22 protein-coding genes are annotated in these 19,810 nt (G+C 47.3%); 10 read left to right on the forward strand and 12 right to left on the reverse strand.

What is annotated here, in order from left to right; genetic code table 11:
• Positions 1-40: 40 nt before the first annotated feature.
• From ACE5KN_RS16965 to ACE5KN_RS16985, 5 genes are all read right to left on the reverse strand, one after another.
• The gene (locus tag ACE5KN_RS16965) at positions 41-1,126 is read right to left on the reverse strand and encodes a taurine ABC transporter substrate-binding protein (RefSeq protein WP_375526179.1); all 1,086 of its coding nucleotides are present in this window, start codon (positions 1,124-1,126) and stop codon (positions 41-43) included.
• 25 nt (positions 1,127-1,151) lie between these two features.
• Positions 1,152-1,958 (reverse strand): ABC transporter permease subunit, encoded by an 807-nt coding sequence (locus ACE5KN_RS16970; protein ID WP_375526180.1) that lies wholly within the window; start codon positions 1,956-1,958, stop codon positions 1,152-1,154.
• Between the two features lie 261 nt (positions 1,959-2,219).
• Positions 2,220-2,765, reverse strand: coding sequence for a TetR/AcrR family transcriptional regulator (locus ACE5KN_RS16975; protein ID WP_375526181.1), 546 nt, complete (start codon positions 2,763-2,765; stop codon positions 2,220-2,222).
• Between the two features lie 161 nt (positions 2,766-2,926).
• The gene (locus ACE5KN_RS16980; protein WP_375526182.1) at positions 2,927-4,261 is read right to left on the reverse strand and encodes an MFS transporter; all 1,335 of its coding nucleotides are present in this window, start codon (positions 4,259-4,261) and stop codon (positions 2,927-2,929) included.
• 13 nt (positions 4,262-4,274) lie between these two features.
• A complete protein-coding gene (locus ACE5KN_RS16985; protein WP_375526183.1) occupies positions 4,275-5,390 on the reverse strand; it encodes a 5-methyltetrahydropteroyltriglutamate--homocysteine S-methyltransferase in 1,116 nt (371 codons plus the stop codon).
• 190 nt (positions 5,391-5,580) lie between these two features.
• Between ACE5KN_RS16985 and ACE5KN_RS16990 the strand changes: the two genes are divergently transcribed.
• The 3 genes from ACE5KN_RS16990 (at position 5,581) to ACE5KN_RS17000 (ending at position 6,965) form a co-directional block, all read left to right on the forward strand.
• Positions 5,581-5,994 carry a MerR family transcriptional regulator gene (locus ACE5KN_RS16990; protein ID WP_375526184.1) on the forward strand — a complete coding sequence of 138 codons (414 nt, stop codon included), beginning with the start codon at positions 5,581-5,583 and terminating at the stop codon, positions 5,992-5,994.
• Positions 5,966-6,292, forward strand: a complete 327-nt coding sequence (locus ACE5KN_RS16995; RefSeq protein WP_375526185.1) for a thioredoxin family protein — start codon at positions 5,966-5,968, stop codon at positions 6,290-6,292. Before ACE5KN_RS16990 ends, ACE5KN_RS16995 begins: the two co-directional genes overlap by 29 nt.
• 268 nt (positions 6,293-6,560) lie before the next feature.
• A complete protein-coding gene (locus tag ACE5KN_RS17000; protein WP_375526186.1) occupies positions 6,561-6,965 on the forward strand; it encodes a hypothetical protein in 405 nt (134 codons plus the stop codon).
• Between the two features lie 187 nt (positions 6,966-7,152).
• Here the strand turns inward: ACE5KN_RS17000 and dapA are convergent, their stop codons facing one another.
• Positions 7,153-8,043 (reverse strand): 4-hydroxy-tetrahydrodipicolinate synthase, encoded by an 891-nt coding sequence (gene dapA, locus ACE5KN_RS17005; protein ID WP_375526187.1) that lies wholly within the window; start codon positions 8,041-8,043, stop codon positions 7,153-7,155.
• Between the two features lie 111 nt (positions 8,044-8,154).
• Here dapA and ACE5KN_RS17010 point away from each other — a divergent pair, with 111 nt between their 5' ends.
• The gene (locus ACE5KN_RS17010; protein ID WP_375526188.1) at positions 8,155-9,027 is read left to right on the forward strand and encodes a LysR family transcriptional regulator; all 873 of its coding nucleotides are present in this window, start codon (positions 8,155-8,157) and stop codon (positions 9,025-9,027) included.
• A gap of 93 nt (positions 9,028-9,120) precedes the next feature.
• On the opposite strand, the gene ACE5KN_RS17015 is transcribed toward ACE5KN_RS17010, so the two are convergent.
• Positions 9,121-10,014, reverse strand: coding sequence for an NAD(P)-dependent oxidoreductase (locus ACE5KN_RS17015; RefSeq protein WP_375526189.1), 894 nt, complete (start codon positions 10,012-10,014; stop codon positions 9,121-9,123).
• A gap of 199 nt (positions 10,015-10,213) precedes the next feature.
• On the reverse strand, positions 10,214-10,783 hold the full coding sequence (locus tag ACE5KN_RS17020; protein ID WP_375526190.1) for a TetR/AcrR family transcriptional regulator: 570 nt from the start codon (positions 10,781-10,783) through the stop codon (positions 10,214-10,216).
• A 211-nt stretch (positions 10,784-10,994) separates the two neighbouring features.
• Between ACE5KN_RS17020 and ACE5KN_RS17025 the strand changes: the two genes are divergently transcribed.
• From ACE5KN_RS17025 to ACE5KN_RS17035, 3 genes are all read left to right on the forward strand, one after another.
• Positions 10,995-11,810, forward strand: coding sequence for an inositol monophosphatase family protein (locus ACE5KN_RS17025; protein WP_375526191.1), 816 nt, complete (start codon positions 10,995-10,997; stop codon positions 11,808-11,810).
• Between the two features lie 121 nt (positions 11,811-11,931).
• Positions 11,932-12,564: a LysE family translocator gene (locus ACE5KN_RS17030; RefSeq protein ID WP_375526192.1), complete on the forward strand. Its 633-nt coding sequence runs from the start codon at positions 11,932-11,934 to the stop codon at positions 12,562-12,564.
• Positions 12,565-12,584: 20 nt separating this feature from the next.
• Complete coding sequence (locus ACE5KN_RS17035) at positions 12,585-13,724, forward strand: phosphotransferase (RefSeq protein ID WP_375526242.1); 1,140 nt, start codon at positions 12,585-12,587, stop codon at positions 13,722-13,724.
• A 343-nt stretch (positions 13,725-14,067) separates the two neighbouring features.
• On the opposite strand, the gene ACE5KN_RS17040 is transcribed toward ACE5KN_RS17035, so the two are convergent.
• The 4 genes from ACE5KN_RS17040 to ACE5KN_RS17055 all read right to left on the reverse strand — a co-directional run bounded on the left by ACE5KN_RS17040 (position 14,068) and on the right by ACE5KN_RS17055 (position 17,537).
• Positions 14,068-14,727 carry a CPBP family intramembrane glutamic endopeptidase gene (locus ACE5KN_RS17040; protein ID WP_375526193.1) on the reverse strand — a complete coding sequence of 220 codons (660 nt, stop codon included), beginning with the start codon at positions 14,725-14,727 and terminating at the stop codon, positions 14,068-14,070.
• 502 nt (positions 14,728-15,229) lie between these two features.
• Positions 15,230-16,597, reverse strand: coding sequence for a sensor histidine kinase (locus tag ACE5KN_RS17045; RefSeq protein ID WP_375526194.1), 1,368 nt, complete (start codon positions 16,595-16,597; stop codon positions 15,230-15,232).
• Positions 16,594-17,268, reverse strand: coding sequence for a response regulator transcription factor (locus ACE5KN_RS17050; protein ID WP_375526195.1), 675 nt, complete (start codon positions 17,266-17,268; stop codon positions 16,594-16,596). The genes ACE5KN_RS17045 and ACE5KN_RS17050 overlap by 4 nt, the downstream gene beginning before the upstream one ends.
• Before the next feature lie 140 nt (positions 17,269-17,408).
• Positions 17,409-17,537, reverse strand: coding sequence for a hypothetical protein (locus tag ACE5KN_RS17055; protein WP_375533120.1), 129 nt, complete (start codon positions 17,535-17,537; stop codon positions 17,409-17,411).
• A gap of 130 nt (positions 17,538-17,667) precedes the next feature.
• Between ACE5KN_RS17055 and ACE5KN_RS17060 the strand changes: the two genes are divergently transcribed.
• The 3 genes from ACE5KN_RS17060 (at position 17,668) to ACE5KN_RS17070 (ending at position 19,806) form a co-directional block, all read left to right on the forward strand.
• Complete coding sequence (locus tag ACE5KN_RS17060) at positions 17,668-17,958, forward strand: MazG nucleotide pyrophosphohydrolase domain-containing protein (protein ID WP_375526197.1); 291 nt, start codon at positions 17,668-17,670, stop codon at positions 17,956-17,958.
• A gap of 128 nt (positions 17,959-18,086) precedes the next feature.
• Positions 18,087-18,575, forward strand: coding sequence for a cysteine hydrolase family protein (locus ACE5KN_RS17065; protein ID WP_375526198.1), 489 nt, complete (start codon positions 18,087-18,089; stop codon positions 18,573-18,575).
• A 331-nt stretch (positions 18,576-18,906) separates the two neighbouring features.
• Positions 18,907-19,806, forward strand: a complete 900-nt coding sequence (locus ACE5KN_RS17070) for a GNAT family N-acetyltransferase (protein WP_375526199.1) — start codon at positions 18,907-18,909, stop codon at positions 19,804-19,806.
• The last annotated feature ends 4 nt before the right edge of the window (positions 19,807-19,810 follow it).

Consider the following 19,810-nt stretch of genomic DNA (forward strand, 5'->3'; position numbering starts at 1 on the left):
CTTTCTTTTTGAAGCTGTCCAGCTTTGAAACTATCTTTCGCTATTTTGTATACAGATCGTTAAGAAGCGCCTTCTGGAACACATCAAGTCCCGGTGCACTCTTGAGCGATTGCTGCTCCACAAGGAAATCCGCCGTTTGCTTCAGCAATGCAGCGAATTGACCTGGCTGATCGGGCGATCCCAAATATTTGGGATCTGTCTGGGCCGCCGCATCCAGCACGGTAATTTCATTCATGGCTTTCAGCGTTTCTTCAACAGACAAGCCAAGCTCCTTGGATAAAGCCTCGGCCGCTTCCTGCGGATGATCCCGGTAGTACTTTGTTCCCTCATCCAGAACCTCAATGTAGAGCTTGACGGCCTGCGGATATTTGGCGGCAAAGTCGTCATGAACTACGCCGAATTCACCTGTTAGGGCGCCTTTTTCGGCGACTTCCCTGGAGGTGATAATGACTTTACCGCTCTCGGCAAGCAGCTTGGATTGCACGGGCTGCCAGGTATATGCGCCATCAATGTCGCCGCGCTGCCAGGCCGCAAGCAGGTCGGGAGCCTGCATGTCAATGATCTTGATGCCGGCCGGATCTATATTTGCCTGTTTGAGCGCCGACAGCAGGCTGAAATGGGAGGTCGAGCCGAAGGTTGTGGCAATGGTTTTGCCTTGCAGATCCTGCAGGGATTGAATGCCGGAGCTTCCCTGTACGACAAGCGCTTCGCTCTCGCCGATGACGTCATGAATGTAATAAATCTTGTTCGGCAAGCCTTGCGCGATGCCTGAAGCGCCCGGAGGAGTGCCGACAAGCCCGAAGTCGATGCTTCCGCTGGCCATCGCCGTGTTCACATCACGTCCGGAGTCGAATTTCAGCCACGAGATCTTGACCCCGGGAAATTTCTTCTCGGCCAGGCCGAGCGCTTTAGCGACCAATTCCCCGTTGGGAGATACCTGGTAGCCGATGCGGATTTCTTTTGGAAGCTCGCTGCTGCCAGAGCCATTGGCGGATGTGGGGGAGGAAGCTTCGTTTTGGCTTGCTTGCTCATTGGCGGGTTTGCCGCAGCCTACCGCCAGCAGCATGATAGCCAGCAGGAGGAAGGCAGAAGCCAAACGGGACGATTTTAAGGGAAAATGATTCATATGGATGTGCTCCTTCTTCTGAAAATTAATGTTCAATCCACGGGGATACCCGTTGAATGAGCAGTCTTATGGCCGTGTCAATGAGGATGGCGATGACCCCCATAATGATGATGGCGGCGTAGATAATGTCGCTGCGCAAGTATTTGCTGGCATCCAGCACCATCCAGCCGATGCCGGAGACGGCGGCGATCATTTCAGCTGCGACCAGGGTGGCATATGTGACCCCGACTGCTGTGCGCAGACCTGTTAACAAATCGGGCAGGCAGGAAGGGAAGATAACGAACACATACAGCCGCAATTTGTTTGCACCCAAAGACTTGGCCCCGTTGATCCGGTCGGCGGGAATACGGCGCGCGCTGTACACGGCGGCAATAAACATCGGTGCGAAGCCGCCCAGGAACAGCAAAATGATTTTGGACGTGTCCTCAATTCCGAACCAAAGCACAAGCAGGGAATAGTAGGCCAGCGGCGGCAGCGGGCGGTAAAATTCAATAAACGGATCGAAGACTGCCCGCAGCCAGCGAATTCTGCCACAGAGAATGCCCAGGGGCACAGCCGTGAGAAAAACGAGAATCAGGGCAATGGCGATCCGCTGCAGGCTTGCGCCGATATGAGCCAGCAAGGTCGTTCCTTTATAACCTTCTTGGGCGATGGTGAGGAATGCGGACCATACGTCGGCAGGAGAGGGCAGGAACAGGGGATTCACCCACTCGTTGTAACTGGCGACCCACCATAGCAATAAGGCGAAGCCAGCGGAAATAACGGAGACGGCTAAATATAATCCGTTTCTGAAATCGAAGCGGCTGGATGTTGACCGCTGTATATTAGCCATCGGCAAGGCACACATCCTTTCGTGGAAAATGTTGATTTCGTCGGGATGAAAGGCAGTACCGTCAGCGTTTGGATGGGATTCGGATTGAACTTATTGACTGTAACGGAAGAAGAAACTCGGGTAACAGACAACAAAATGAGAGCATCCTATCGAAACGTTCGGCCTTTCATGCAGCCAACTGCTTACGATTGTCTCTCCTGCTGTCAGGTGGAGGGGAATAGGAAATTGTTGAAATTCATGTGGTTAATTACGTGTTCATGCTTATTGTGGTTTGCTCTCTACCTTGGTTAACAGGTAAGAGAGTACGTCAGCCCGCAGCTGGCTATCCAGCGGGACAAAGCCAAACAGCTCGCAAAAGAACAAGCCATCTGCGGCTAGTCTGGCAGCCGTTGCTGTGACCGGATCTTTGCATTCCGCCGTCATCCGGCTTTGCCACAATAAATAACGCTGCCGCATGGGTGCAAGCAGATCGGGATTGCTGGCCGCGGCCGCCAAGATCCCGAAGCTCATTTCCAGATCATCCTTGCTGATCTCGAATGTCTTGATTAAATAGGCTTGAGCCCAACCGTTATTGAGGGCGGTATTGCTCGCAGCCTCGGCATCCGTTTCCGAATCGAATCGGTCCAAAAAATCATTCAAAGCTGCCTGGATCAGTGCTTCCTTACTGGGGAAATGGTAGAGCAATCCGCCTTTGCTAATGCCTGCTTCTCTGGCTACTGCGTCCAGTGTAAGATGAGAGGCTCCCATTTCTCTAACCAGTCTGCAGGCCACCTTCAGGATAGCGGTGCGTTTCGAATTACGGTTCATGGCAGCACCTCCAGAATTACTATACTGTCCGGACGGTCCAGCAGTCAATGATTAATTTCATAAAACCGATGCGGTAAGTTGGGATAAATGCAAATGCCCCCTTAATGAACCAGATTGTCTGGCTGTCATTAAGGAGGCATGATAGAGTTATGCTATTAAGGCTATTTCGATGCTTTGACCAGTCTTTCAAAGGCCCCGTATTTCTCTTGAACTAACAAAAGAGCGATTGCCCCGAGAATGCTTGGAAGGGCAAAGGCCATGAACGCCTGCTGTGGCGCTAAATGGGTTGCCAGCAAGAGACCGATGATGAGAGGGGCCAATATGGCTCCTATGCGGCCAATCCCGACGGTAACGCTAAGACCAGTGGTGCGGACCTCCTGCGGGTAAAACTCGGATACATAAGGGTTCACGAGGTTCTGTGTCCCGCCTGTACATGCTCCGCCAATGGCGATCAGGAGATACAGCAGAAGCAGGTTAGACGTTACACTTAGAGAAACAAAGCAAATGGCCCCGATGAAAAACATGATCAAAAGCACGTTGCGATGCCCCAACCGGTCCACCAGGTAACCGCCAAGCAGCGAGCCTCCAATTTGTCCGATTCCCAGTACAAGGCTGAAGGACAGGCTTGATGTGATTCCGTATCCGGAGCCCTGCATGATTTTGGGCAGCCAGGTATTCAGGCCGTAGATCATCAGCAGACAGCTGAACACTGTGATCCAGAAGGCAAAGGTACTGACACCGCGACGGTCGGAAAACAGCTTTTTGGCCGGGAATCCTTTGGCGCGTTCCTGAACACTCACATACTCAAAATCATCGGTTGCTGCATAGTTCCCCTGAGGATTGATTTTGTTCAGAATCCTGGCGATGTGCTCACCCTGGTTACGAAGAATATGGAAAGATAGCGATTCGGGAAATTGTCTGATAAAAAATGGCAGGGTAATCAGCGGGATAATCCCCAGCCAATATAAAAATCTCCATCCCAGGCTTTCCATTAAATACATCCCCGTAAGTGAAGCCAATATGCCTCCTATGGAGTAACCGCAGTACATCATTGCGACTATCAGCGCTCTGTTCTTTTTAGGCGAATACTCTGTCATCATGGCAATGACGGCGGGCATTAATCCACCCATCCCGAGCGCTGCAATAAAACGCATGATCGTAAAGATGAGAGGATTGGGAGCGAGCCCTGCCAAAAGAGAAAATACGCTGAATAAAAGCATACAGATCACTAATACTTTTTTTCGTCCAATGAGATCGGACAGTGAACCAAGCAAAAAGGAGCCGATCATCATGCCGATGAGCGAATAGCTGCCAATGGCTCCCGCTTCTACGAGAGTCAGCTTGTATTCATCCATCATCATCGGCAAGCCAATGCCGTATAAAGCAATATCAAACCCGTCGAAGGCGATGGCATAAAAGCACCATAGAAACACGAGTAAGTGAAATTTATTAAATTTGCTTTCAGCGATAACCCTGGAAGCCTGAACTGTACGCATCAGGTGTGCTCCTTTACTTCCAAACTTCCTTGGAGATTTCCACAACATGCTGCAGTTTTGCCCATTGTTGCTCCTCTGTCAGCAAGTTGCCTTCTTCCGTAGAGGCGAATCCGCATTGCGGGCTCAAGCAGAGCTGCTCTAATGGAACGAATTTTGAAGCTTCTTCGATGCGCTTTTTAATGTCATCCTTGTTTTCCAACTCTCCGAATTTAGAAGTGACCAGGCCCAGAACAATGCTTAAATCGGATCTGTTCACAAAACGGAGCGGTTCAAACCCACCTGAACGGTCATTGTCATATTCCAGGAAGAAACCGTCGATATTCAGGTGCCCGAATAACGGTTCCGCAACAGGCTCATACCCGCCGGAGGAAATCCAGGTGGAGCGGAAGTTGCCACGGCAAATATGCATGGTTATTTTCAAATCATCAGGGCGATCCGTAACAGCTTTGTTTAGCGTCTGCAAGTACATGTTGACCAAATGGTCCGGGTTCTTGCCTTTGGCGCGAAGCTGTTCTTTCTGCTCTTCCGAACATAAATAAGCCCAGGAAGTATCATCAAGCTGCAGGTAACGGCAGCCGGCATCATAGAATGCCTGTATGCCTTTTTTGTATGCCTTGGCCAGATCGTCAAAGAACTCTTCTTCATCCGGATAGACCGAATTGTCAATCTCACCGCGGAAGTGAAGCATGCTTGGGCTAGGAATGGTAAATTTCGCGGTAGTATCTCCAGCTACACGGTTAAGATATTTAAAATCCTCCAGCATAGGATGATCTGCAAAGTCGAGCTTGCCGGTTACTTTAATGGCACGGGACTTGGTTTGCTTTTGCTGAAATTGAATCCCGCTCCCTGACCAATAGCCATCAACACCAACGAGGTTTTCCAGAAAATCAAAATGCCACCAGGCTCTGCGGAATTCTCCGTCCGTCACGGCCTGCAGGCCGATTTCTTTCTGCTTTTGCACAATTCTTGCAATTTCCCCGTCTTCAATCTTGCGCAGCTGTTCTGCTGAAATTTCGTCATTCGCTCTTTGCAGGCGCGCTTTTTTTATGGCATCGGAACGCAGCAGGCTTCCGACCTGATCCACACGAAAGATGGTAGAATGGTTGTTGGACTGATTCACGGTTGTCATTAAAAATCCCTCTTTCCTCTTACCTTTGTTGTGTAATCCTATCACGATTTGAGGGATAACGTGTAACTGTTAAAATATATTGCTGGTTATAGCTAAAAGCTATACCGCATTTTCCTCTTGACCCTGACATTGTTGTCACGGTTTATACTTGGGATGCAGCACGAGGATCGAACTAACGGAGGTGGATGATATGAAAATCGGTGAACTTGCCCGCAAGACGGGGGTAAGCATACGTTCGCTCCGTTATTATGAGCGGCAAAAGCTGATCGCGCCCATGCGCTCTGATAACGGCTACCGGGAATACAGCCTGCTTGCAGTCGAACAGGTCAAAGCGATCCGGCTGTATATGAATCTTGGCTTCACGACCGAACAAATCGCCGGCTTCCTTCACTGCGTGCTGCAAAACAAAGAAGCGTTCTGCCGCGACATCGTGCCTGTCTATGAATCGAAAATCACCGAGCTTGACGAACAAATCCAGCTCCTGGCCATGATCAAGTCGAATCTGGAGGAGCGGGTAAGGTCGATCTTCGAGGAGCGGCGGATGGCGGAGGAACGCGCCAAAGGAGCGATGACGCATGACCATCATCACGATGACGGACGATAACTGGAGCGACATTGTAGGCGAATCGGATTCGCTGCTCGTCAGCTTCAGCAGCCCGCACTGTCCCCCTTGCCGGGCCGCTGAGCCTGCACTGGAGCAATTGGGGCAGGAGCTCGCCGACCGGTTGAAGGTAGCGAAAATAAACGTCTGGGAGCATTCCGAATTGGCATCCAGTCTTGGCATTATGGCAACACCTGCGTTTGTGCTGTTCCGCGGAGGAGAGCCAACGAACAAAATGGTGGGCTACCAGTCGAAGGATGCTCTTTTCGGCACGATCCAGGGATGGATGGATGTGAAGTAAGGAGCCCTGTTTAATCGCAGAAGGGGCGTTTCAAGGCGAGTAAGCGCAGTTTTTTCTCTATTAATTAGAGGCTATCGATTCACGAGCGGATTTCGTGAATGCGATGGCCTTTTTCATGTGGATGGAGGCAGAGGAACCATCCTTTTGAAGAGCAGGCGGATTGTACGGAGGATGATTGCAATGAACGGAAGATTCACCCAAGCATATTAACAGGGACGAGCATAGATTACTAAGGGATTCAACCTAGTATCTATGAGGAGGAGATATAATGCGCAAGAAAAATATTCGTAGCTGCCAGGTCTCGCAGGACATTACTCTGGTTCAACGTCTGCAGCCGCTCGTAGGACGGACGGTTACGGTGTCCCAGCCCGGACTTCTTAGGCTAACTAAGACGACAGGCAAGCTCACTAAAGTGACCAAGTCCTCGTTTACAGTCGGAACAACGGTAGTTAAGCTCCAATCCTCCTTCTTTATCGTCCTGAACGAACGGGTTAAACGGACAAAGCCTTTTGCATTGACAGCCATTGCGGAAGATATGGGGGAATTGCGGGGGCCTTTGATTCAGCTCGGTCGGGATTTCGTCGAATTTATGCAGACTCCGGGCCGGAGTGTGCCTATCCTTTTTCCGTTAAATAAGTTTACAGAAGTGTTTTGGGAGGACGAAGAGGAATAAAGATTCAACCAATCCGCGTGAAAGGCCATCCCATTTGTGGGGTGGCCTTTCCTGTACATATCCGTGGTCTCCGATCACACACCGCTACGATGGATGCTCTCTGTTTCGTTGAAGTGACGGGCAGGATCGTTACAACCTGCGAAATTGATTCCAGTTGAGCAATCGTGCCCCAAATCGGTGCCTGCCTTTAAACGCTAGCGTCAGAGAGCACCTCCATTAATTTTTGTTTTATCCCCTCCGTTACGGGCATAAGCGGCAGACGTAATTGTTCAGTTGCAATGATATCCTGCCGGGTAAGCAGCCACTTGAGTGGGGCCGGGACAGGCTCTTCAAATAAATGATGGATCATGGGCTCCAGAGTCTTGAAGTCGTCTCTCGATCCATTAATATCACCGGCAGCAAACCGCTGGTATATCTCAATAAAACGATTGGTGTGAATATTGGCGGATGCGAGCATTCCACCTGTGGCTCCCTGGCACAACATGGCGTGAAAATGTTCATCTTGTCCGCAGAGCACAGGTTTTGTCTCATACTCCATCAAAGCGGAGAGCAGCTCAAGGCCGCCGGAGCTGTCCTTCAGCCCGATCACCCCATCAAGGTCCATTATTTTCCTCATGGTATCCACTGTGACTCGACTGCCTGTTCGAGCCGGGATTTCATACACAAGGACAGGTAAGCCGACTTGGGAAGCTCTGCGAAAATGTTCCAAAATCCCTTCCTGCGTCGGCTTATTGTAGTAGGGAGTAACGACCATTGCTGCGTCCGCCCCTAATTCAGCTGCCAATTCTGTACGTTTAATCGTTGCGTAGGTATCGTTTGTACCCGTGCCGACGACAATCGGAATTTTTTTATGCATTCTCGTCAAGATGTCCTTCGTAACTTCAACCATCTGTTTTACTTCTTCCCATTGGACAGTCGGTGACTCTCCTGTGGTACCGTTAATGACCAGCCCCTGAATGTCATGGCTTGCGAGATGGCTGATGTATTTATGAAACGACTGAATATCCAGTTTGTTGTCACTCGAAAAAGGGGTGATTACCGGTATGAAAATTCCATAAACGTCCTGCTCTTTAATCATCATTAGCAAACCCTTTCAGTTGGAGTGAATTCAATGTACCATAGGAACTAGCATTGTAGTTATCTATATTAAGCGATGGTTGTAATCAATATTTTTGATGAGGTGGCTTGAATGGACTTTACCTATCTTCAGACTTTTCGAGAAGTAGCAATACGTCAAAGCTTTACTAGAGCAGCAGAGGCGCTTGGTTATGCACAATCCAGTGTTACAACCCAAATTCAAAAGCTTGAGAAGGCTTATAATGTCAAATTGTTTGAGCGCTATAGCAATAATAAGATTCGCCTTACGTCCGCAGGGGAAGAGTTATTTAAGCTTGCTGGCCAAATGCTGGAGCTTTTTGAGCAATCCAAGGAAAAAATGGCACAGCAGGGTGGGGGCTCAATAACCATCAGCACCATGGATTCTATCGCTTCTTATTTTCTGGCTTCTTATATCCAGGCCACCCGAAGAGAATATCCTAATCTGAATATAAGATTGCATACGGATCGCGAAGAAATGATTTTGCACCAGGTTAAGGAAGGGGAAGCAGATGTAGGGCTTATATTGGCAGACGATTCTTATGATTCCAATTTAAAATGGGTCACGATTCGTGAAGAACCGCTTGTTCTAATCGTCAATCCAAACCACCCGCTATTAGAAAAGCATAAAATCGAACTGAATGATCTGATTGATGCGGAGTGGATCATGCCTGAGCATACCTGCAATTACAGGCAGCTGTTAGAGAGAATGCTTCGTGCAAACGGAATTGCTTATCGAGTTGGCCTCGAGCTTGGGAATCCGGAAGCGATTAAAAGGAGTATCAAAACAGGATATGGTATATCAATTCTGCCCCAAATGGCAGCAATTGAGGAGATCGAACGTGGAGAACTTAAAGTCTTGCCCTTTGAACATTCCGAACTGAAGCTGAAGATTCAGCTCATTCTTCATCCCAGGAAGTGGGTTTCTAACCCTTTAAGCTTCTTTATGGATGGATTGAGAGTATAAACCGGCAGCCGACAATAAATGCGGCTGCGATTTTACAGATATTTAGCTGATTCATCCCACGGCTTTAGCCTGTGGAATGTCAATTAATGTGGTTTATGCATGATTCTGCGTAGAGGTGGAATCACTGCGAAGTACTTTAATAATCGCGGACACTTCCTCATCTCCGAAGCCCATCGTGGCAGCTTTGGCAAAAAGCGGCATTGCAAACGCAGGAAATTCTGAATTGATCTTGGCTTCAGTCGCTTGTTGAACGAGCCGCTCCACGCTATCTGTGGAGGTTTTGAGGGAGCTTTCAGGGTTATTGAAATTTCCTGTCTGGATGACCTTCCCCTGATGCTTGGCTTCTTCCCCAAGTAACGGTGCGATAGCGGCGATCATAGAACCGAAGGAGTCAACTGGCTGGTTTTCCGATTCCAGTATGTGAGCTCCGTGAGCGAAACCCAGCCATGTTCCTAAAAGGTATGAGATAACTGCCAAAGCCTGAGCAGATGCTGCACCCACCGACTCACCCAAGTAAATTGAGTTTCCAGCAAGAATCCTGAGAAACGGCTCACTTTTGTGGAATGCGGTATGTGAACCTGAAAAGAGTATTACCGTATCTGGTCCCCCAATATGACTAGGCCAAGCCTGTATGGCACCATCCAAATAGTCGACACCTCGATCCTGTGCCCAAAGCTCACTGTTTCGCGCTTCCTGAGGGGTCCCCGTACTTAGCTGAACTAGAGTACGGCCGGCTAGAACGGAAGCAACTTCTTTAGTATCAAGGATACTGGCAGAAGTTCCGTAGTTGGCAACGCAAACGATACTGATAGGACTCGCGCTAATTGCCGAAGAAACGGAAGAAGCGAGTACCGCACCTTGCTGAACGAGAGATTCTGCCTTCGAGAGCGTCCGGTTCCAGACCGCAACTGACTTTCCGTTTCTGAGCAGCGCCTGTGCGAGCGCTGCCCCCATAGGACCCAAACCAATAACTGATACTTCACTCATGTAATTTCCTCCCTTTTTTAATCCAACGAAATATGTAACGAGACATGAAATGATACTAAACCGTCTAGTACCTCAACCAAATGATACTATACCGTTTAGTATCTTGTCAAAGGTTCATTTCTTATCGCCCTTTGATATTAAAAAAACCTTAGGAGCATCAAGGAAATAACTATGGTTATTCCAATGATGCTCCTAAGGTTTAATGGATTTGTTCGTTTATCATCAGTGCCGCGATATTTTTAAGTTGGTTCGCAGATCCGGCTAACCCGAGCACCGGGATGGATGAATATGCTCCGTTGATCACCAATAGAAGTTGATCCGGCCAGGACTTGTCAGTCACACCTGCCTGCTGCCCAAGATGCGACAAACGATTGCGCAGTGCATTATTATATTCAAAAGCCAGCCGATGGGCAGGATGATTTTCATCCGAGAATTCAGCAAATGCGTTTAAAAAAGGACATCCCCGATAATACTCCGGTTTGAACAATTCAATAACGGCGTCTATCAGCGCCAATAGTTGCGCTTTTGGGTTTCCTTCGTGTGTAGAGATGGCTTTGTCAAAATGCTCCCAAATGTGATGGTCATGTGCCTCAAGATAAGCGGCTATTAATTCATCTTTGGTCGGGAAATGCCGATAGAGGGTTGCTTTACTTACTCCGGATTGCTCAACGATGGTATCCATGCTAATTGCTCGAATCCCTTCACGATAAAACAAATCTGAAGCTACATCCAGCAACCGCTGGCGGGCGGAAGAGGGTGCTGCTGACATGATTACTCACCTGCCAATCATTATTGATTCGATTTCTAGATCTTAGAAAGACGAAACGGTTCAGTATTACAGTGTAGCATAGGAGCTCAGCGTCAGCAAGGGCATGCTTAGCATTGACCCAGCAGCTAATACGATAAAGGAAATAAGATCACGTTATAGAAGATAGATAACAACAAAATAGCACATATTTTAGTAGTATGGAGGTCATATGATGGAGGATGTACTATCTGTTGCTAAAGAGCTTGCTATCCAGGCTGCCAAGAATGCGGGACAACTGGCCAAGGAATATTTTGATCAAGAAAAAGAAATCTCCGAGAAGGAGCATGGTGATTTAGTCACTCTGGTGGATCATCTTGCGGAAAAGAAGATTTTATCTGAAATTTTATCCCGGTTCCCGGATCATCAAATACGAAGCGAGGAGACAGGCTGGACGGGACAGGAAGGTGAATGGCTTTGGCTGGTGGATCCTCTGGATGGCACCAACAACTATGCGATCGGCCTTCCGGTCTATGGTGTGTCTATAACCCTTATACATAATAAACAACCGCTCCTGGGAGTTATATATGACAGCCACTTGGGGGATATTTACGTTTCTGAACAAGGCAAAGGAACGACACGCAACGGAATTCCCCTTTCGATTAAGCCGGATGCGGCATTCAAACAGCCAAATCCAAGAAGAATGACTGTAGGATGGATTCAAGGGCACCACGTACAGAAAGAGCAGCGAGCAATGGACTTAAAGCATAAACTGGATCTGACTTTTAAGCGAGTATTGAGGCTGTGGGCTCCATCACTGCTTTGGTGTATGCTGGCTCGCGGTGATCTGGATGGCATCGTGCTGTATAATTCCGAAGGTGATGACTTATATGCAGGCATACTTATGGCGAAAGAAGCTGGAGCTATGGTAATGGACTTTTCAGGTGATACTTTTGAAGGAATGAATCCGGAGCCGTATATCATTGCGTGCCATCCTAAATATAAGGATGAATTTTTATCTCTTGTGAATTCTGAGAATTTAATGAGTTAACGGCCAGCTTACTAAAATTTCTAGCAACATATATTTAATTGGGAAAGGTATGAGGATTTGGTGTTATACGGAATACTTAAAGCGGATTATTTAAAAATGTTAACCTGATGGAGGGAACCAAATGTTCACAATTTCTGTCTTGAGCACGTTTGTCGTTATCGTACTCAGCCTGTTTTTAATACCAGGGCCAGCTGTTCTTTTAACCGTGACCCGTACCGTTCAGAGCGGGCGTAAAGCAGGGATTATGGCCGGTCTTGGAATCGCTACCGGGGACTTGATTCATACCTTGTTTGCAGCTGTAGGACTCTCTGCCATTTTGATGACTTCTGCGTTAGCTTTTAATGTTGTAAAGTTTGCAGGGGTGGCATACTTGCTTTACTTAGGTATTCGCGCTTTTCTGGAGAAACCCTCAGATCCCGAGCTTCCCAAGGTAACTCCTGTATCTAATTTAAGTTCTTATCGTCAGGCCATCCTGGTTGAAGTTTTAAACCCGAAAACCGCCCTTTTCTTTCTCTCCTTTTTACCTCAGTTCGTTCAACCGGAGCGGGGATCATCCTTTTTCCAATTCTTAATCCTTGGTTTAATCTTCGTGCTGCTTAGTGCGATGTATACAACAATGATTGCAATGAGCGTGCGTCTACTCGGGCGGCTGGTCAAGCGGATATCCTGGCTTAATCGATGGAGAGGCAAGATCGTGGGGTCCATCTATATTGGACTGGGAGTAGGTGTTGCTGTTCAGAGTCAGAGCCGGTAAGGAAGGAGGATTGACGATTGATGCGAATACAAAATAAAACAAGCCTGCCTATCGGGGAAAAGACAGACCAGCTTTATGTCTGTCTTCTTAAGATATTTGGGGACACTCGCTTTGAGTTGGATGAGTTCACTTGTGAACCTTTAGGAAATGAAGCTTTGAACTTCACGACAGAAGGGATATATCATCTATTTGGAGCCGTAAAATCTGACAACCAATATCTGCCGTGGTCCATTGTTCTCAAAGTCATCAAGCCGGATAGCGAAGAAAAAAACAATCCTCAGCATCACAATTATTGGCGCCGCGAGGCGCTTTTGTTCGAATCCAATCTTCTTGATGACCTTCCCGGGTTAATCAGAGCTCCGATCCGTTATCTTGTTGAAGAACAGCAGGATGGAATGGTCTGGTTATGGATGGAGCATGTAAAGGGACATTTTGCCCATACCAAAGAGCAATTCGAGTTCATTGCACATCAGTTGGGCATGTTCAACGCTGAATATCTTACCGCAAGAGCAATGCCAAATGAGGCATGGATCTGCAGGGGATGGCTAAAATCATGGACGACCTCAAGCCAAATGTATGCGCCAAGAACGGAATCATTCCTAAGCCGACTACAGGATGAAGAAGTAAAGTCCGCATGGGAATGGTTGCAGGTGTTGACTGTAGATTTGGATTACAAGCTAAGCTCTCTTGAGAGGCTGCCGCGTGTATTAGCACACCAAGACTTGTCACATAAGAACATGTTAATCGAAATGACTTCGGATTACGAACAGCTGGTGCTGATGGATTGGCAGTTTCTGAGTGTTTCAGGCATTGGTGAGGATTTAGGCAAAATGTTTGGCGTAAATGTGAGTTTAGATGTGATTCCTGTTGATCAATATGAAGCTTATCGGGATTCTTTATTCAGTTTCTATATTAAAGGAATGAGAGAATTGGGCTGGCAAGGAAATGTGGAGTTGGCCCGATATGGTTATTGTTTGAGCGCTGCTTTACGAAGCGTGTGGGAGGTGCCTCAGCTTTGCTCATTATCTGTGCAGCTTGATGGTGATCCATTAAACCTTGCGCTTCAACAACGGGTTCAGCACCTCAAGAAAATCATCAATATGCAGAAGGCAATGGCTCATGAAGCTGAATCATTAAAGGAAAAGAGTTATTCTTTTTAACTCAACTTTCGCAGAGACAAAATCGTGATTGGTCCTTGTGCCGCCTGAGTTTGAAGAGTTAATGATGGTCAGCTTGACGAAAACAGAAAAACACCGCTTCGTTTGGTAAAGTGAGAGTGACGAACAATCACTACCACACAGAAGAGGTGTCTTCTCTATGATAGAACACTACCGAATGCGGTGGGACATTGAAGTCTTTTTTAAGTGCGTTAAATCGCTCATGCGCACGCCCGACGATGATGAGCACTACATCTACGCTATAACACTACGATCATAGACTGCCACGGTCGCGCGCAGTTGACCGAGCTGTTTGTCTCTGCCACGAAGTCTCATGAAATTAGATCTATAGCGTAGAATAGTAGAGAAGATTGAGGCCGTTATACACGATATGCACCACGACCCCGGGCCAGACGGAATCCGTCTTACGGAACAGTATGCCCGTCAGGATGCCGACCATGAATGCGTCGAGCAGGATGACGTTGAATCCGTGAACGACGCCGAAGATTGCAGCGCTGCCGACCACGCCGGCCCATGCTCCGTAACGGTTCAGCGCATTGGCAATAACGCCACGGAATACAAACTCCTCGCCGAGCGGCGTGAGGATGGCGCCAGTGATCATTAGAACGAAAAGTGAGAACGCGCCACCTTTCGCCGCCGCCTGGAAGTCCGCTTGGTTGTTCGGCTCGGTGATGAAGTGAAAATACACTCCCTCTATAATGAAGCATCCGCCGAACGCGACAACACCGAGGGCGGCTCCCACAAGCAGCCATTTCCGTTCGGTCGCCCGAAAACCGAAAGAGCGCAGATTACGAACTCGCAGGGCGTAGGCTGCGAACAAGGCGGCGAGGCCAACGAGACCATTGCCTACACCCCCGATATTAATTCGCAAGATGGCTTGCTCGTCAGGGATTTGCGTCATCCAAAGACCGAGCATGATAATGCCGATCAGATAGAGAACCAGTGCAGTTAGAATTTCTGGCCAGCCAGGTCGGACTTGGGGCATAGTGGAAGGGCTACTCATTTCCAGCCTCCGATCGTGTTGGTTGCAACGTTTTCACTTGATGCGGCCAGTTCTTGTCGCTGGGGAGTGCACAACGCCCATAAAGCGGATCGAAGGTGCGCTCCGTACGAATTCACGGCTAATCCGGCCTGCCTCCCGCACGCTAGTTGGCACCAGCTTTTACTCATGCTAAAAAACCTCCAGTTTAAATTGACGTCACAATCTAATTTATGAAGTAATTATAGATCGAACGTTCATTGTAATAATGACATGGGCATCCTTCGGATTTCATCTCCCTCATCGGTTTATTGGGCTGCCTTAACGAGCCGCTAAGGAAAGCTTATACGACGAAGATGTACTCCTTATGACGGCAATATGAACGGAGTATGAACAAGCACAAAAAAATGCTGCGGCGTCACATGCAAGGATGTTTGCACAAGATGCCGTAACATGGAGAATAAGGGGATAGCATTGAGCCAATCCGAACTGTACAACATGAATCTAATTACTCTGTCGGCGTTGTGATTGGCAAGGTGACAATGACTGTCGTCCCTCGGCCGAGCTCGCTTTCCACTCGGATGTCGCCTTGATGAAGTGATACGATCTGTTTAACGATGGCGAGTCCCATACCGCTGCCGCCATACTTACGACTGTGGGAACGATCGGCCTTAAAAAAACGCTCAAATATACGCTTCTGGTCCTCGAGGGAAATACCAATGCCAGTGTCGGATATTCGGACTGTCACGTTTTTGATATCTTGCTTGATGCTGACATTAATAACGCCGTCATCCCTGGAAAATTTGATGCTATTGCCGAGTATGTTCGTCCATACCTGGTTTAATAAATCATGATCCGCCGTTAGTCGAACGGCCTTCAAATTGAGCTCGAAACGGATGTTGCGAGCCGTCCATTGCGGCTGGATCGCGACGATGACTCGTCTGATCTGTTCATCAAGGCTGAATGTGACGAGCCGCAGTTGCTGTGACTGCGATTCAAGCAAACTCAGCTTTAGCAGGCTGTCGCTCATCTTGGACATCCGATCTGCTTCAGCGATAATAATATCAAGATAGCGGCTTCGCTCGGTATCTGTGATGTCTATTTGCTTGAGCGCCAGAGCATAACCGGATATCGAGGTGAGCGGCGACTGAACTTCGTGAGACACGTTCGATACGAATTCCCTACGCATCTGCTCAAGCTGCTGCAGATCATGCATCATTTCTTCGAAGCTACGAGCCAAAGCACCTAGCTCACCCTTTTGCTTAATATTCAGCTTCACGTTGAAATCTCCAGCTGCTATACGCCTAGTCGCTTTAGTCAGCTTCTTGATCGGTCTTACAAGGAACATGGCGGCAACCAGAATCGATAGGCTTCCTGCTACCAACGAAAAGGTCAAAATATTCAAAATCCATTTTATGATAAAAGAGGTGGAAGGGTGGCCAATCGGTTCTACAAACATCGCTTTCGTTCCCATTTCAGTTGTTAACGGCATCCCCAAGAGATTAGCAGTAGCATCAATCGGATTGACTATAACAACTTCTCCATCCAGTACTTTTTTTACTTGTTCCATAGTGACAGTGGCAGGATTGTGTCCGTTAAGCGCTCCGTAAGACTGGAACTGACCCGTTTCTTCGTAAATTCGAATATGATAAGATTTGAGCTGATTCATTCCACTTAAGAAATTGTCCGCTTCACGTAACGGTAATGTCTCGTAAATCCGGGCAACGTCCTGGCTGAAGTGAAGTAAGGGGATTTGCATGTTTTCGTTCAATTTATCTTTAAATACCCAAGTTGCCACATAAAAGGAAATGGTCGTGCCCCCGATTACGGAGACTAGAAATGTCAGGACGACGCGTGTATATAAGGATCTGATCATTCGTACACCTCAAGCCGGTAGCCAAGCCCACGCACCGTTTCGATGCGAAATTCGCGTGTAGTCGCGAACCGTTCGCGCAGGCGTTTAATATGAACGTCTATCGTCCGATCATCCCCAGCGTAATCGATCCCCCAAATCTGATCGATCAACTGCTCGCGTGTATAGACTTGTCCGGGTGTTCCAGCAAGTTTATACAGCAATTCGAACTCCTTGAGCGGCAGCGTGAGCGACTCCGTCCCTTTCATCACCTTATAGGTCTGCCGATCAAGGATGACGTTGCCGAACTGGATCGTCTGCGTTGAGCCAATCCGGTATCGCTTCAGTAATGCCCTAACACGAGCCGTCAACTCCAATGGATCGAATGGTTTCGTCAAATAATCGTCTGTCCCAAGTTCGAAACCTTTCACTTTCTCCCATGTTTCGCCTTTCGCAGTCAGCATAAGTAACGGAAGATCAGGATTGGCTCTGCGGAGCTCCTTGCATAACGTCCAACCATCCATAATCGGCATCATAATATCGAGTACTACAAGATCGACATGCGTCGAGGCATAGACGGTCAGTGCTTCCTTGCCATCCACGGCTTCGACTGTTGCAAACCCGTCGTTGCGTAGAAATAAACAGACGAGTTCGCGAATGTTCGCATCGTCGTCAGCAACCAGTATAGTAGGCATTCGTTCCCTCTTTTCCTGTTGTCCATCCTAACCATCACTATAAATGAACCTATAGTATACTTTCAACTAAACAGCCTGTTACTTCAAGCACCAATAGAGGAGCAGCCTTGAAGCAAGCTCCCATTATAGTTCCCGTTTGTTCAAAGACCAATCTCCTTGTCTGCACGGTCAAAGCGGCTTCTCAGAGCTCGCCGACGGTTGTACAGCACCAGCAAGATGATCGTCCCCATCATGATGCCCAGAGCGATGCCAGCCTCCGTAGTCAGCACCCGTATCAGCGGGTATTCCGGGTTAGGCTGCATATCGGGCGAGTTGCGGTCAATGGGTTGTAGGTGTTGTGGGAGAATTTTAATAGTATTATAGAAGGGAGTAAATGTTTGGGGAGAGAGGAACGGGGAAATGAACACAGCAGAGTTTCAACAATACGTAAAAGAATACAGCAAGGACAAGGGATTCGATGAAAGTACGATTGAGCAGAGGACACTTTATCTTATGACGGAAGTGGGGGAACTGGCTAAAGAGGTTCTATCCGTCTCCTTCCATCCGGATGCAGAAAAGAAAGAAAACCTGGGGCATGAGATGTATGATGTGGTGTGGAATATTTTTGACCTGGCGAATAAGCTCGGTATCGATCTGGATCAGGCTTTCAAACAGAAAATGGAGATCAATGAAAAAAGAACTTGGGGTTAAGAGATTGGAAACCTAAAGTAGAAGGTTATATACCGTTCTTCAAAGGAGGATTAACCTGTCGGATCGCAAAGAGTCAGCGGTCGTCTATCCCGGCGTGCCGGGAAATTAAAATAACGAGGTGACAACGAATGAAAATTGGATTTCTAATTGTAGACATGCAAAACATATTTCTGAAAAATCAATTGGAAGTGCCCAATGTCCAGGAGGCATGTGAGTATATTAACCATGTCGCAGATTTGCTGCGTACAAATCATCATCTGGTAGTCCATATTCAAGACATTGAAGGAAGCGATGAAACAAGCTCCGAACTATTGGAGGTTATTCCTGAAATAACAGTAGATCAGAAGGATATCCGTCTTACGAAGGAGTATTCCAATGCCTTTTGGAAAACAGATTTGGAACAAATTTTGGTGAATAACGGCATTGACTTGGTGATTGTAGCCGGTTTTGCTGCGGAACACTGCGTGCTTTTCACTTATAACGGTGCTATTGAAAGAGGTTTTAAATCCGTCATTTTGCAGAACGGAATTTTAAGCACAAAGCCGGATGTCATCAATCAAACTTATCGGGATCGAAATGTGGTTTCTTATCCGGTTGTTGAAAGTATTGTAGGATGAGGCAGGAACTTTGGTAAATTAAATAGTTCAATCAACAATAGGCTGCCGGTTTGACGGCAGCTTATTCATTTATGTAGCCGATAGACCATCATAATACGAGAAGTCAGAAAAGTTGAACTACTCACAACATAATACCTTTATTTCATTAATATGCAGGGATAAGAGAGAAAATATAGAATTCCTGAGTTATACAATTTCTTGCTTTGTTTGGAGAAGTATGGGGGGGTTAAAAGACCAAGCGAACTTCTAGAAATTCAGGGAATGAATTATTATCTGGCTTAAATATTATTAATGTAAGGTAAAAGTAACATTAAATATGAAGGAGCCGGTCATGGAAGCAAACATTCGTAATTACGAGCCAAAAGATGCAAAGGACGTAGCGGAGTTCAACTTACTTTTTAACCTGGCCTATCAATACAATGAAGACTTCAAACCAGCTAATATTTTTTGCGCAGAGCTAGAGGGCAGAGTTGTTGCATCCGGCCACCTGGAGCCAACGGATTCATGTGAATACCTGGGTCGGGAAGGAAAAGATGCTGCATACATTCATCGATTTTTATTCGACACGGATTCTATTCAGGGCTGCGATCATTTGGAATCCGATCTATTTGACCGGATTACGGACAGGGCTATGGAGATCAAACAATCGTATCCCCTAAAACGTATCCAAATCGGCCATACCTGTTCTCATAACGATTTTCAGTATATTGACTTCTTACTATTAAATGGCTTCTACCACGAATTAAATTATCTGATCATGAGGCGAGACTTAACTAAACCACTGCCTGAACTCTCTAATCGCTATGGAATCGAAGTGAAGAGGTGGGCAATGGAATCCGAGGAGGAGAAGAACCTTTACCTGCAAGCCGAGAAGGATGGCTTTGATGGTGAGTCCTGGAGTAAAGAAAGATTAACCTGGTTTCAGCATGGTTCAGAATGGGATACATTCACTGCATTCCATGATCATCAACCGATCAGCAGCTGCATGACCTGGGGAATATCTTCTGAAAGAAGTGCGACCGAACAAATTTTTACCGTTCCAGAGTGGAGAAGAAGAGGAGTTGCCAAGCTCGCCATTGTTGAGGCATTGAAATTCCTAAGGGATCAGAAGCAGAAAAGCGAGGCTACTTTAGGCGTTATTGGATCGAATGCGGCTGCGATTAACCTGTATAAATCATTAGGGTATGAGCTCATCGATATTCATTTGCTTATGGTGAAGGATATTTGGTGAATTG

The organism is Paenibacillus terreus (genome assembly GCF_042138595.1).
Classification (GTDB): domain Bacteria; phylum Bacillota; class Bacilli; order Paenibacillales; family Paenibacillaceae; genus Paenibacillus; species Paenibacillus terreus.

Bases quoted from the DNA above. Each gene is read 5' to 3' on its own strand.
- ACE5KN_RS16965 (WP_375526179.1), bottom strand. From the start codon at position 1,126: ATGAATCATTTTCCCTTAAAATCGTCCCGTTTGGCTTCTGCCTTCCTC.
- ACE5KN_RS16970 (WP_375526180.1), bottom strand. From the start codon at position 1,958: ATGGCTAATATACAGCGGTCAACATCCAGCCGCTTCGATTTCAGAAAC.
- ACE5KN_RS16975 (WP_375526181.1), bottom strand. From the start codon at position 2,765: ATGAACCGTAATTCGAAACGCACCGCTATCCTGAAGGTGGCCTGCAGA.
- ACE5KN_RS16980 (WP_375526182.1), bottom strand. From the start codon at position 4,261: ATGCGTACAGTTCAGGCTTCCAGGGTTATCGCTGAAAGCAAATTTAAT.
- ACE5KN_RS16985 (WP_375526183.1), bottom strand. From the start codon at position 5,390: ATGACAACCGTGAATCAGTCCAACAACCATTCTACCATCTTTCGTGTG.
- ACE5KN_RS16990 (WP_375526184.1), top strand. From the start codon at position 5,581: ATGAAAATCGGTGAACTTGCCCGCAAGACGGGGGTAAGCATACGTTCG.
- ACE5KN_RS16995 (WP_375526185.1), top strand. From the start codon at position 5,966: ATGACCATCATCACGATGACGGACGATAACTGGAGCGACATTGTAGGC.
- ACE5KN_RS17000 (WP_375526186.1), top strand. From the start codon at position 6,561: ATGCGCAAGAAAAATATTCGTAGCTGCCAGGTCTCGCAGGACATTACT.
- dapA (WP_375526187.1), bottom strand. From the start codon at position 8,043: ATGATTAAAGAGCAGGACGTTTATGGAATTTTCATACCGGTAATCACC.
- ACE5KN_RS17010 (WP_375526188.1), top strand. From the start codon at position 8,155: ATGGACTTTACCTATCTTCAGACTTTTCGAGAAGTAGCAATACGTCAA.
- ACE5KN_RS17015 (WP_375526189.1), bottom strand. From the start codon at position 10,014: ATGAGTGAAGTATCAGTTATTGGTTTGGGTCCTATGGGGGCAGCGCTC.
- ACE5KN_RS17020 (WP_375526190.1), bottom strand. From the start codon at position 10,783: ATGTCAGCAGCACCCTCTTCCGCCCGCCAGCGGTTGCTGGATGTAGCT.
- ACE5KN_RS17025 (WP_375526191.1), top strand. From the start codon at position 10,995: ATGGAGGATGTACTATCTGTTGCTAAAGAGCTTGCTATCCAGGCTGCC.
- ACE5KN_RS17030 (WP_375526192.1), top strand. From the start codon at position 11,932: ATGTTCACAATTTCTGTCTTGAGCACGTTTGTCGTTATCGTACTCAGC.
- ACE5KN_RS17035 (WP_375526242.1), top strand. From the start codon at position 12,585: ATGCGAATACAAAATAAAACAAGCCTGCCTATCGGGGAAAAGACAGAC.
- ACE5KN_RS17040 (WP_375526193.1), bottom strand. From the start codon at position 14,727: ATGCCCCAAGTCCGACCTGGCTGGCCAGAAATTCTAACTGCACTGGTT.
- ACE5KN_RS17045 (WP_375526194.1), bottom strand. From the start codon at position 16,597: ATGATCAGATCCTTATATACACGCGTCGTCCTGACATTTCTAGTCTCC.
- ACE5KN_RS17050 (WP_375526195.1), bottom strand. From the start codon at position 17,268: ATGCCTACTATACTGGTTGCTGACGACGATGCGAACATTCGCGAACTC.
- ACE5KN_RS17060 (WP_375526197.1), top strand. From the start codon at position 17,668: ATGAACACAGCAGAGTTTCAACAATACGTAAAAGAATACAGCAAGGAC.
- ACE5KN_RS17065 (WP_375526198.1), top strand. From the start codon at position 18,087: ATGAAAATTGGATTTCTAATTGTAGACATGCAAAACATATTTCTGAAA.
- ACE5KN_RS17070 (WP_375526199.1), top strand. From the start codon at position 18,907: ATGGAAGCAAACATTCGTAATTACGAGCCAAAAGATGCAAAGGACGTA.